Origin of the sequence: Chamaesiphon sp. OTE_75_metabat_556 (assembly GCF_031378165.1) — a bacterium.
In the GTDB taxonomy this organism is placed as follows: Bacteria; Cyanobacteriota; Cyanobacteriia; order Cyanobacteriales; family Chamaesiphonaceae; genus Chamaesiphon.
In genome coordinates this window covers 1-11,579 of record NZ_JANNDR010000104.1, presented here as the reverse complement: position 1 = coordinate 11,579, position 11,579 = coordinate 1, and the positions used below count along the sequence as shown (strand labels likewise).

The 11,579-nt window shown below is 46.3% G+C and carries 16 protein-coding genes; 7 read left to right on the top strand and 9 right to left on the bottom strand.

Annotated features, from left to right (window positions below; all coding sequences use genetic code 11):
- The 4 genes from RMO27_RS04615 to RMO27_RS04600 all read left to right on the top strand — a co-directional run.
- A partial coding sequence (locus tag RMO27_RS04615) for a hypothetical protein (RefSeq protein WP_309729639.1) occupies nt 1–334 on the top strand: 334 nt, incomplete at its 5' end.
- Nucleotides 331–645 carry a type II toxin-antitoxin system RelE/ParE family toxin gene (locus tag RMO27_RS04610; RefSeq protein ID WP_309729636.1) on the top strand — a complete coding sequence of 105 codons (315 nt, stop codon included), beginning with the start codon at nt 331–333 and terminating at the stop codon, nt 643–645. The genes RMO27_RS04615 and RMO27_RS04610, both read left to right, overlap by 4 nt.
- A gap of 117 nt (nt 646–762) precedes the next feature.
- Nucleotides 763–984, top strand: a complete 222-nt coding sequence (locus RMO27_RS04605; RefSeq protein WP_309729631.1) for a type II toxin-antitoxin system HicA family toxin — start codon at nt 763–765, stop codon at nt 982–984.
- Entirely contained in the window at nt 974–1,186 is a 213-nt protein-coding gene (locus RMO27_RS04600) for a type II toxin-antitoxin system HicB family antitoxin (RefSeq protein WP_309729627.1), read from the top strand. The genes RMO27_RS04605 and RMO27_RS04600 overlap by 11 nt, the downstream gene beginning before the upstream one ends.
- A gap of 135 nt (nt 1,187–1,321) precedes the next feature.
- Here RMO27_RS04600 and RMO27_RS04595 read toward each other — a convergent pair whose 3' ends face one another.
- Entirely contained in the window at nt 1,322–1,462 is a 141-nt protein-coding gene (locus RMO27_RS04595; RefSeq protein WP_309729624.1) for a hypothetical protein, read from the bottom strand.
- A gap of 34 nt (nt 1,463–1,496) precedes the next feature.
- Here RMO27_RS04595 and RMO27_RS04590 point away from each other — a divergent pair, with 34 nt between their 5' ends.
- Nucleotides 1,497–2,861: a TRAP transporter large permease subunit gene (locus RMO27_RS04590; RefSeq protein ID WP_309729621.1), complete on the top strand. Its 1,365-nt coding sequence runs from the start codon at nt 1,497–1,499 to the stop codon at nt 2,859–2,861.
- A gap of 151 nt (nt 2,862–3,012) precedes the next feature.
- On the opposite strand, the gene RMO27_RS04585 is transcribed toward RMO27_RS04590, so the two are convergent.
- Nucleotides 3,013–4,125 carry a TRAP transporter substrate-binding protein gene (locus RMO27_RS04585; protein ID WP_309729618.1) on the bottom strand — a complete coding sequence of 371 codons (1,113 nt, stop codon included), beginning with the start codon at nt 4,123–4,125 and terminating at the stop codon, nt 3,013–3,015.
- Between the two features lie 141 nt (nt 4,126–4,266).
- On the opposite strand from RMO27_RS04585, the gene RMO27_RS04580 reads away from it, so the two are divergent.
- Nucleotides 4,267–4,860, top strand: coding sequence for a TRAP transporter small permease subunit (locus RMO27_RS04580; protein ID WP_396133611.1), 594 nt, complete (start codon nt 4,267–4,269; stop codon nt 4,858–4,860).
- 61 nt (nt 4,861–4,921) lie between these two features.
- Here RMO27_RS04580 and proB read toward each other — a convergent pair whose 3' ends face one another.
- The 6 genes from proB to RMO27_RS04550 form a co-directional block, all read right to left on the bottom strand.
- Complete coding sequence (proB, locus tag RMO27_RS04575; protein WP_309729612.1) at nt 4,922–6,028, bottom strand: glutamate 5-kinase; 1,107 nt, start codon at nt 6,026–6,028, stop codon at nt 4,922–4,924.
- 288 nt (nt 6,029–6,316) lie between these two features.
- Nucleotides 6,317–6,838: a YqeG family HAD IIIA-type phosphatase gene (locus RMO27_RS04570; RefSeq protein WP_309729609.1), complete on the bottom strand. Its 522-nt coding sequence runs from the start codon at nt 6,836–6,838 to the stop codon at nt 6,317–6,319.
- A gap of 223 nt (nt 6,839–7,061) precedes the next feature.
- The gene (gene mltG / locus RMO27_RS04565; RefSeq protein WP_309729606.1) at nt 7,062–8,123 is read right to left on the bottom strand and encodes an endolytic transglycosylase MltG; all 1,062 of its coding nucleotides are present in this window, start codon (nt 8,121–8,123) and stop codon (nt 7,062–7,064) included.
- 16 nt (nt 8,124–8,139) lie between these two features.
- Nucleotides 8,140–8,703: a DUF3727 domain-containing protein gene (locus RMO27_RS04560; RefSeq protein ID WP_309729604.1), complete on the bottom strand. Its 564-nt coding sequence runs from the start codon at nt 8,701–8,703 to the stop codon at nt 8,140–8,142.
- Between the two features lie 154 nt (nt 8,704–8,857).
- Complete coding sequence (gene ruvA, locus RMO27_RS04555) at nt 8,858–9,481, bottom strand: Holliday junction branch migration protein RuvA (RefSeq protein WP_309729601.1); 624 nt, start codon at nt 9,479–9,481, stop codon at nt 8,858–8,860.
- Nucleotides 9,482–9,701: 220 nt separating this feature from the next.
- Nucleotides 9,702–9,857: a hypothetical protein gene (locus RMO27_RS04550; protein WP_309729598.1), complete on the bottom strand. Its 156-nt coding sequence runs from the start codon at nt 9,855–9,857 to the stop codon at nt 9,702–9,704.
- A gap of 99 nt (nt 9,858–9,956) precedes the next feature.
- Here RMO27_RS04550 and pdxH point away from each other — a divergent pair, with 99 nt between their 5' ends.
- Nucleotides 9,957–10,595, top strand: a complete 639-nt coding sequence (gene pdxH, locus RMO27_RS04545) for a pyridoxamine 5'-phosphate oxidase (RefSeq protein ID WP_309729596.1) — start codon at nt 9,957–9,959, stop codon at nt 10,593–10,595.
- A gap of 50 nt (nt 10,596–10,645) precedes the next feature.
- Here pdxH and RMO27_RS04540 read toward each other — a convergent pair whose 3' ends face one another.
- On the bottom strand, nt 10,646–11,287 hold the full coding sequence (locus RMO27_RS04540) for a phycobiliprotein lyase (RefSeq protein ID WP_309729593.1): 642 nt from the start codon (nt 11,285–11,287) through the stop codon (nt 10,646–10,648).
- Between the last annotated feature and the right edge of the window lie 292 nt (nt 11,288–11,579).

Here is an 11,579-nt window from a genome sequence, read left to right as displayed (position 1 = left end):
GTGGTTGAGTAGATCGATCGACGCTAGAGCTTTACCTGAGCTAAAATTAGGTAATGTAGGAAATTATTCTGGTAGAGGCTCGATGCTAAATATCTCACTACCCAACCAAATTATCGACTTTATCGAGCGACAAGCGATCGCTGATGGCTTTAGTACACCCAGCGAGTATGTACTTAATATTATTCTGCAAGAACAAAAACGACTCGGACAACAACAGCAAGTCGAATCACTGCTTGTTGAAGGATTGGATAGTGGAGAATCTGTCGAAATGACAGATGATTGGTGGAGTTCTAAACGTGCTGCTCTTGATGCACTGCACCAACCGAGTGCATGACCAAGAAGATTGTGATTACGCCAAAGGCAGGTCAAGATTTAGACGATTGTTTTGCCTATATTTCCCAGGATAATCCTGAAATCGCTCTCCAGTTCTTTGATTCAAATCGACTCACCATCGCTCAAATTGCCAGAATGCCAGGGATCGGCGGTGTTTTTGTCACAAATAACCATCGATTACAGGGGTTAAGAAAATGGTCGGTCAAAGATTTTCGGAAATACTTGATTTTTTATATCGATCGTGATGAAGTTGTAGAAATCGTGAGAATTCTGTATGCAACTAGGGACATTAGCAGTATTTTAGATCCGTAAAGATCGATTGTTGATGGTCGATCTCGTAGCGTGGGCAGAGCCTAATTGTGGTTGAATGAATGATGGTGAGATTCGATTTGGTGGTGGATTAGGTCGATCGGCTAAAATAGACTGATCATGCCTAAAAAAATTCGCGAAATCAAAAAAATGCTCTCCCAAGCTGGATTTTATATGCGAGAGGGTAAAGGGGGTCATAGCAACTGGAAACACCCTCAGCTAGAGACAATCGTCACGATCGCTCGACAAGATGGAGAAGATGCACCCCGCTATTTAGAAAGATTGGTCGAACAAGCCCTAAAAGAACTGGAGTCCCTAAAGGATGAATCTGATGAAATATAGCATGAAGATTGAATGGTCTGAAGAAGATAAGTGTTATGTGGTATTTTTGCCTGAATTTACTAGAGCAATGCAACCCATTTCTGATGGAAATAGCTATGGGGAAGCAGCCCAAAAGGGTCAAGAAGCATTGGAATCGATCGTCGAATTTTATCAAGCAGAAGGTTGGTCTTTGCCTCAACCTAAAACTCTACAGAATGTGTAACCAGTAACATTTTTAATGTCCACTCGTTGGCGTAGCCTCCGTGAAGGAGAATCGATGTCCCGAAATATTAAACCCGAAGATCGCAAATAGCCCCCTACTCACCGCTTTCAAGAAATCTAGTAAGCGATCGAAATGTCAGGAGATCTGATGACGATCGAGTGCTTTAATGCAAGTGTCCGATCGAATTAACTGCCACCAAGAATACTCGATCGCCAACAACAAAGCATCAATCAGCAGATCTGACACTGCCGAATTGTGCCAAAATAAACTCGACATCGCGTCTGATATCTAATGTTCGAGTGGGGAAACTATGGGGTTTGAGTTAATAGAAATCGATACTGAATGGTTAGCAGTAGCCATGTTTGCGGGCTTCTTTATCATTCTGATGACTGGTTATCCCGTATCGTTTTCCTTTGCTGGCACCGCGATCGTGTTTGGGGTAATTGGCTATCTAATGGATGCCTTCGATCCCAGCCGCTTGTTATTGCTACCGAATAATTGGTTCGGGACGATGTCCAATTTTACGCTCTTAGCCATTCCCTTTTTTGTATTCCTGGGTTCGGTGTTAGAAAAATCGGGCATCGCCGAAGAATTATTAGAAACGATCGGGATTGTTTTAGGCCCAGTGCGAGGCGGATTGGCTCTAGCCGTAGTGTTGGTGGGTACGCTCTTAGCCGCGACGACGGGGGTAGTAGCCGCAACAGTAATTCTGATGGGGATGATCTCGCTACCCGTAATGCTGCGCTATGGCTATGATAAAAAACTCGCCGCAGGGGTGATCGTGGCTTCGGGCACCCTCGCCCAGTTAATCCCCCCCAGTCTGGTGTTATTAGTCTTGAGCGATCAATTGGGTGTATCGGTGGGAGATTTGTTTCTCGGCGCGTTAATTCCTGGATTGATGTTATCGGCTTCCTATGCAGCATATGTATTGATTATTGCCTATCTCCAACCCGATCTTGCCCCTGCACTGCCGTTATCTGCCCGCCAAATTAGCGGCACAGCTTTAATCAAAAAAGTCATCAAAGCTGTCGTGCCCCCCTTACTGCTGATTTTTGCGGTGTTGGGGAGTATTTTCTTTGGCATCGCTACACCCACAGAAGCGGGTGCAGTCGGTGCGGTGGGAGCTTGCGGATTGGCTGCGCTCAATCACAAACTCAGTTGGAATCTCCTCACAACAGCCGCTCATTCGACAGCGACGGTATCGACGGTAGTGGTGATGATTTTGTTTTGCTCTTCGTTCTTTAGTCTGATCTTTGATGCCTTGGGTGGCAAAGAATTAATTACCAATTTATTAGTCGGTTTACCTGGTGGACAATTGGCTTTTTTAATCGTCAGTAATCTGGTGATTTTTATTCTGGGTGTTTTTCTAGAATTTATCGAAATTTGTTTTATTGCGATGCCACTATTAGTCCCCGCCGCCCAGAAATTGGGACTCGATATGGTGTGGTTTGGCGTAGTGATGGCAATTAATTTACAAACGGCTTTTATTTCACCGCCAGTTGGATTTTCGCTGTTCTATTTACAAAGTGTTGCGCCGCCAGAACTCAAGACGATCGATATTCACAAGAGTGCGCTGCCTTTTATCGTATTGCAATGTGCGATGTTGCTAATTGTGATAATTTTTCCCCAAACGGTTACTTGGTTAGTCAGTGTAGCTGCTAAACCAGTTTTATAAGTTTTTAAGTACTTACAAGGCGCAATCTATTATAGAGATGAGGCGATGGTGGATGTCCGATCTCTAAGCCAGGTTGCTACCTATAAATGCCTACGATTTCTAACCGCTGAGGTTGTAGGTAGCAACTTGGGTTATCTCTATCACCCTAATTTCAAGATTTTAACTTTGCATAACTATACCGATCGAAGCTAGCAGAATTGATATTATTCCAGGCATATACGCGATCGCGAAATTGTTTCCATTGACCGAAAATTAGTTTGAAATCGGCATCTTTAGCTGAAAATTGGTCGTACAATTCAAACGATGCTTGCTCGGCTGCGGCTAAAATTTCGGGACTATAGGAGCGGAGCTTGACACCACTTTTAATCAACCGCTGGAGGGCTTCATTATTGCGGGCATCATAGCGAGCTAACATCGTCACATTAGCTTCAAAGGCAGCAGCGCGAATGGCGGCTTGGTATTCAGGCGGGAGCTTCTGCCATTCCTTGAGATTGATTTGGATCTCTAGTGTTGGGCCTGGTTCCCACCAGCCAGGATAATAATAATATTCGGCGACCCTATTCAATCCCAATTTTTCATCGTCATAAGGACCAACCCATTCTGCCGCATCGATCGCACCTGTTTGTAATGCTTGAAAAATTTCACTCCCAGGGATCGTTTGCACTGTGACTCCCAATTTACCCATTACTTGCCCGCCCAAGCCTGGAATCCGCATTTTCAAGCCTTGTAAGTCCGAGATCTTGGAGATTTCCTTCCGAAACCAGCCCCCCATCTGTCCGCCCGTATTGCCCGCTGGAAACTGAATAATCCCAAATTTACGCTTGTATAGATCTTGCAAGGCTTGTAAGCCGCCACCTTCATACAGCCAAGCATTTTGCTGTTGAGCGTTCAAACCAAAGGGAACGCTGGTACCAAAAGCCGCAGCGGGCGTTTTACCCACATAATAATAGCCCGCAGTATGTCCGCAGGGTACCGCACCTTGGGAGACGACATTCATCACTTCTAATGGCGGCGCGAGTTCGCCAGCAGGACGGGGGGTAATCTTAAATTTACCACCAGTAATCGCTGCCACTCGATCGGCAAAAGTTGTGGCACCGCCAAAGATCGTATCGAGGGAGATCGGCCAACTCGTTGCCATTTGCCAGGTAATATTCGGCAAGCCAGAGTCCGAGCCTGAAGATTTTCTTCGCGCCCGACAAGATACTAGCCCTGCGCCTGTCAATGTACTCGCGATCGCCGTTTGCACAAAATGTTTCCGTTGCACGCTTCAATCCTCAGCTTTTTCCGTGCTTAACACAATACTCGATCTAGAGGACTAACTAGCAACTTGGGTTATGATAATGAACTAAGCTGCTTCATTATCGGGAAATATTGACTCTTGCGTAACTCGATCGAGCCTTCCTATCTGCGCGCCCTGTTGAACTTTTCACGGGCGATCGATAAATTCACTGAGATCGTCGGCAGTTCTACCTCTATCATTGTCCTGCTCACGGTGGCTGTAGGTTTTTATAATGTCGTCGCCCGCTATGTCGGTCGATTAATTGGCATCCAATTATCTTCTAATGCGCTGATCGAATTGCAATGGTATTTGTTTTCCTTGATGTTTTTTCTGGGATTTGCATATATCCTCAAACATGGTGCCAATGTGCGAGTAGATTTTTACTATGCCAATTGGACTAAAAAACAACAAGCTTTACTCGATTTTGTCGGTACGGTTTTGTTTGGAATTCCCTTTTGTCTGTTGGGAATTGCCGTAACTTTTCATCCCGTATTGCAATCGTGGGGACTTTTACCCGATGGAAGTTGGGGCAGTTGGGAAATATCTCCCGATGCCGATGGTTTGCCACGTGCCCCGATCAAAACGATGATTATCGTCGCTTTTGTGACATTATTACTTCAATCGATCGCTCAAGCTATTAAGTATCTAGCTGTTTATAAAGGCTATCCTCACGCTGTCGAAATCATCGAAGAAGATATCGAAAATATACCGATAGAGTAGTCAATATTAGACTCACAATTTCCGCTAACTACGATCGCTTGTGCTCAAACTAGGTGCGTGCCTAGCTCAATACCAGGTTATCTCGATGGATGACAGTTTCTTCGCCCAAATAACCGAGTAAATCGATAATATCAGTCGATCGATGTCCCTGAATCCGATCGAGTTCGGCACTACCATAATTGGTAATTCCGCGCCCAATTTCTTTGCCGGCTACATCGCACAACTGCACCGCATCGGTTGCTTCAAATTCCCCTTCGATTTGGGTAATGCCAGCGGGTAATAAAGATTTGCCGCTAGAGACGATCGCTTGTACCGCGCCATCGTCTAGAAAAATTTTACCGACAGTAATTAAGCCATGCGCGATCCAGCGTTTTCTAGCACTGTCGGCGCGCAATTGGGGGGTAAATTGCGTCCCCAATGGTTCGCCGTGTAAAATTCGCTCGATATTCTGCGGAAATTGCCCGTGGGTAATTGCGGTTTTGACACCTGCACCAGTGGCGATCCCAGCAGCGGCTATTTTGGTCGCCATGCCACCCGTTCCCCATTCGGAACCCTTTCCACCGATCTGGATTTGGAGAGCCGTTAAATCCTCTAATCGATCGATCTGGACGATCGGTTGGGCGTCGGGAAATTTGCGGGGATCGGCGGAGTACAATCGATCGACATCGGTGAGTAAAAATAACCAGTCGGCATCGATCAGGCTAGCGACGCGGGCGGAGAGGGTATCGTTATCGCCAAATTTTAGCTCGTCTACCGCGACGGTATCATTTTCATTGACGATCGGCATGACGCCGAGTCGGAATAGCTCCTGAAAAGTATTGTAAGCATTGATATAACTACTCCGCCGATCGAGGTCGCCCCGCGTTAATAATATTTGGGCGACTGGCTGCTGATGTTCGCGAAACAGATCGTCATACACCCGCATGATAATCCCTTGCCCGACGGCAGCGGCGGCTTGCTTGAGGGCGATTGTTTTCGGGCGTTCGGTCATGCCCAGCCTAGCGGCACCAACTCCAACTGCCCCCGAAGATACCAACACAATTTGATAACCTTGTGCTCGCAGATCGACAATTGTTTCAATCAGTGCCGCGATCGTTGCTAACGCCAATCTGCCATCACTACGGGTCAGACTTGAGGTGCCAACTTTGATAACTAGGGTCTGCGACATAGCGGGGATCGGGGCATACTTATTAGGGATCGAGGCTTTCGACGATGGAATCGGTAGATCTAATAATTAGTAAAAAATCTAGTCTAAAAAGTTTCAGAGCGTTACCTGCCTATTTGTGGCAGCTAACGCTCTGAAGGGTTTTAGATTTTATATTATGTTTAGAGTCTTTATCTTGGCTGACTCCATTTGCAATAAAACTATGATGCCAGATTTTTTTGAGCATCTCTGTTTTCTTAATAATTTATTTATATTTCGATTTCATGAAGAATTATAATTTAATGTGAAGATTTATTTCGTGGCTGTCAAAGAGACGCCTAATGTTCTAGCGATCGCAAATTCGATGCGCCGCAGCAGGTTAAAACTGACTGAAGATTCTGCACTGACGATCGGCTCGATTAAGATTGAAAACATGCCCATGCGGTTCCCCGCCAGGACATCAGTAAAAACCCGATCTCCAACCATCGCGACGCGGGCGGGTTCCAGCTTCATTGCCTCGATCGCTTGGCGGAGTTTGCGCCGTGATGGTTTAGCGGCACTGAGGAAATAAGGTAACGATAGGCTATCGGCGATCGCGCCAATTCTTACTTGGTTAGGGTTATTAGTCACTAGCCAGACGGGCACGAGTGCCTTAGTTTGTTGAATCCAGAGGATCAGTTCTGGTGGTGCCACGCCAATCCCGATCGGGACGATCGTATCATCGACATCGAGTACTAAGCCTTCAATTTGGTAATGCGCCAGCAGATCGGGGGTCAAATCCAAAACTGAGCTGCCCAAGACGAGATTAGGCTGTAATAGCGGAAATAATGCCATTTTGATGTGGGATGGGGGAATGAGTGGAGTAATATAGTCGATCTCGAATCGTCAATTGTGAATGAACTTGTGGCTGTGCTGAGATTGAGTCATCACTTATCTAAATGTGCCCTAATTCTAGCCATCCAGATTCACCCTTCACTGTTTGCTAATCAAAAATACTTCGCAGATGATTGAGTCTGCGAAGTATGTTGTTGTCGATCGAGTCGAGCTTGACAATTAGTTATTTTGCACTAGATTGACGCTGTTGGCGAATTGCCTGAGTAGCCGCGACATGTTCGGATAGGGTTTTACTAAAGATATGCGTGCCATCATATTTAGCGACAAAAAATAGTAAGTCGGTGCTATCTGGATTGAGTACGGCCTTCAAACTGCCGATGCCCGGACTAGCGATCGGTCCGGGGGGAATCCCCGCATTCATGTAAGTATTATAAGGATTCGGTCGCTTGACTTCGGCAAAAGTTAGGGGTCGATCGGCTGTTTGTTTGATACCCAGACCATATTCAACGGTGGGATCGGATTCGAGGCGCATCTTCTTGGCCAACCTAGTGGTAAATACGCCAGCAATCTTCGGACGTTCGATCGCGATGACTGCTTCTTTTTCGACGATGCTCGATAGACTCACCCATTCCAAGAGACTAAGCTTATTAGTTACTGTCGCTTTTTGATGCTCCGGTAGGGCGACTTGCTCGAATTGCTCGAGCATTTGAGTTACGACACCTTTGGGGGTAATCGCCTCGCTGGGCACTTTGTAAGTTTCGGGAAACAGAAATCCTTCGAGATGGGGTAGTCCATCGGGGAGCCACGGAAATTTGTCTTTGGGAATTTCTTTAGTTGCGGCAACGAAATCAGCAGCTTTGAAGAGATTTTGCTTTTCAAAGTATTCGCCCATTTGCTTGATGTTCCAACCCTCGCGGATCGTAAACCCAGAGAGGATGACTTTGCCTTCTAAGATCTGAGCGGCAACTGCCGACAGGGGCTGATTGGGGGCGACTTCATAGCTACCTTTTTGGGGGGAGCCTTTGCCCTGTTTGGCTTGCCAAGACGTCCACAGTTTCCAGGCTAGTTGGGACTTAATGACTCCTTTGGCTTCGAGTTCTTGACCGATTGCTTGAACCGTACTGCCTGGTTTAATTTGGATCGAGATACTTTTGGCATTCGGATCGTTAGATGGCGGTGCGGTGATGCCATGCCACCACGCCATACCCCCGCCACCAAAGAGTGTCAGCAGGGCAATCGGTGCGGAGAATAATAACCACTTCGGAGTAGTTTTGGCTGATTTCAAGGGTAATCCTCCAGATCTAGATTTCATCCAATAACATATCCTCAAGCATGGGCTGGAGTTGTTCGGCTTCTTCCTCTGAGAGGAGGGAAACGGGGCCATTAGCGTTGGATTTACCAAAGAATAACAAGGGATCTACTGGCGTGCAAATCGCATATTCTTGTTCTTCATTGTAAAATCTAGCCAAAATTTGAAACTCTTCTGGCTCTAAACTATCGTCGGCTTCATCGAGTTCGATCGTGACTACTTCCGTCGGATCTAATGGTGGTAATTCCCCGATCGCGCTGAGCGTAAATGCGGTGCGTTTGAGGGCGAGATTTTGCTCGGATAAGACAGCATGAGCGTCGGCAAAGATGCGATCAATTTCGGCTTCTTCTTCGATCGAAACTAGTTCGGTGACATCATCTTCTTCATCCCAAGCAAAAATTTCAATTGGTGCATTTTGAGGCAGCAATAGCAAGTATGTCTTGCCATCGAGTTCGAGTTCTCGTTCGATATAACAGGGCAATTCACGCCCGCTTTCATCGGTGAGGACAACTAACTCAGCATCATCAAAATCTTCAGACTGGGGTGATGAGGACATGTAAAACAGTTTTAAATTATAACTTTGGTGGCTAATGTCTAGTTTAGATGTAAACGATCTGCGGCACTTGGACAATAGAGCCGATGCTAACTAGAACGATAAAAGCCACTCATTAGAATACCATACTAGCGGCGACGATCGGTAACACATCGGGCTATTGGATGCTGGAAATCGCCAGTCGCAGCCAGTCTTCAATGTTTTGACTTTTGACCATCAAACTATCTTGACTAATTGCTTGTAGAGCTTGGCAAATTTCATCATTTGTATAGCCCAGTGCTAGCAAGGTCATTTCAACTTCGGCTTGCATTGTGGCATTTAAACTCGTCAGTGGTAATGATTCGCTCAATCCAGAGTCTACGCGCCATTGTCCGAGTTTGCTGCGCAATTCGAGGGCGAGCCGTTCGGCGGTTTTTTTACCGACGCCAGGAGCTGTAGATAGGCGTTGAATATTGCTAGTGACGATCGCTGAAACGGTATCGGCGAGTCCCAGTTTATCTAATAAGGCGATCGCCAAACTTGCACCAACACCACTGACACTAATTAGTTGTCGAAATAAATCTCGCTCGGCTGCGGAACTAAAGCCATATAGCGAGATCGCATCTTCACGCACTTGCTGATGGGTAAACACCTGAATTTCGGTATTGGGGATTACTGTTAATACCATCTGCTGGGGCACCTGCAATTCATACCCCACTTGGTTTACATCCAGTACCAAGATCGCCCGATTATTAGTCGGTGTCTGGATTTGAATGGCGATGCCTTTGAGGTAACTAATCATCTATAAAAAAAGGAATTCCCAAACGAGTTGTGAGTAAACAACAATAGCAGCTAGATTGAAACCGATCGACTAAAATTATCGATCGACGAGCCAGTCAGCATGACATCCCTATTTTATCGTTCATTACGTCGATCGAGCAGGGCAAGTGCAGCTCAAACGCTCTTTAAAACTAGGGAGTAGATGCTGGGGAAAGGAAGGCAGCAGCTAGTAAAGTCAGCATCTAACGATTAGCCATTGCCGCACGTTTAGATTTTTGCTTGAGACTCCCCTGAAAAGTCTGCTCAAACCGATCGAACTGTAATTGTGAGAAGATCGGAAAGTTGATATAAGATAGTTCTTTTCGAGCAACGATCTTGAATTGATGAAAAACAATCATTTAAGCTTCGATCGAAAAATTGTGACATCTGAATCGACCGAATGAATAGTCTGTCATGAATCAGCTCTGCCGTCTCTCCGCCTCCTAACTCCCAACTCCATGACTAAAATTGCTGACTTACGCAAAAACTATACTCAGGCTGGATTACTAGAATCAGATGTCCTTGCCGATCCCTTCGATCAGTTTCAACTATGGTTCGATCAGGCACTGGCAGCGGATATCTTGGAGCCAAATGCGATGACGATAGCCACCGTCACGGCTGATGGTAAACCTTCGGCTCGGATCGTGCTACTCAAAGCTATTGACGATCGCGGATTTATCTTTTACACCAATTACAACAGCCAAAAGGGCATAGAGTTACAACATTGTCCCTATGCGGCATTGGTCTTTCTATGGGGCGATTTAGAGCGTCAAGTCCGAATTGAGGGTCAAATCGAGTTCGTTTCCGAGGCAGAAGCGACAACCTATTTTCACAGTCGTCCAGTTAGTAGTCAATTAGGGGCTTGGGCATCAGCACAAAGTACGATTATTGACGATCGATCCGTCCTCGAACAGAGATTGCACCAACTCGAAACCGAATATCAAGATCGAGAGATTCCCAAACCACCCCACTGGGGCGGCGTGCGGGTGATTCCCCAAGAGATCGAGTTCTGGCAAGGTCGTCCCAGTCGGCTCCACGATCGCATCCGCTATCAATTAGTCGCGGGAAAATGGCAGATCGACAGGCTTGCACCGTGAATTAGGGGATAGGGATCGTGAAGACACCTGTTGTGCTTACACCCTATTCCCTATTCCCTACCCTCTTCTTTCTGTTCGAGTCCAAAGCCAACCAAATTAACCACTGTCGGAACTTCGCCTGGTTGGGGACGTTGATAGGTGACGATCGTTCGGAGGCGAGTCGTCGGCGAAATCAGCCGCAATTGGTCTACTGCGACCGATCGACTGTAATATGTGACCAATTCTAATGTTTGGCGACTGGGTAGATAGGTAAATCGACCGGTAATCGCGCCAGTTTCGGAGTAGCCCTCATCGCGCAGATACAAACCTCGAATCACTTCCGGACTATCGAGGATTTCGGCAGCCAATGGCATCGCGGGAGCTTGTGGATCTTTCGGTAACAGAGCGGGAGCCAAGATTTCCCGATCTGGGACGAATAGAGCCTTGAGATTCATCGCGACGCGATCTCCTTTTTCGGAAACTGTCGCAAAACCAATCCTAAATCCTGGAAAGTCGTCTATTTCTGCTGTTGCAGAGATACTGCCGATGGGTAGGAAAGCTGAAGAAATCTGCTGTTTTTCGGCTACTGCCAATGCTGCTACGTTAAATTCAGTATAGGATCGCTCGACCTCGTTATCTAGTGGGTAATGGTAAGTCCGCTCAGTTTTCCATGTGCCGACACAAGCCGCAAAAAATTCTTGAATTTCTAGCATTTTTTTAGCAATTCTTCCCAGGAGGTTCGCTCGCGAGGGCGATTGGTTCTTATTTTAGCAAGGTTGGCACCAACCAACAGCTTCATTACTGGCCTGACTGCTGCTAGATCGAAACAATTACTGGCAGCTTCATCAACTAGCCGATACACTAGGTAGTCAAGCGGGCGGATCTGCCCGATTAGCATGTCTGAGTGAGATCGATCGAGATCTCAATTAAATATACTCGAATGATAATTGCTGTTGATTAGCTAGGTCTGAGGAATTAATGAATAATTATGACTACAGTATCTAG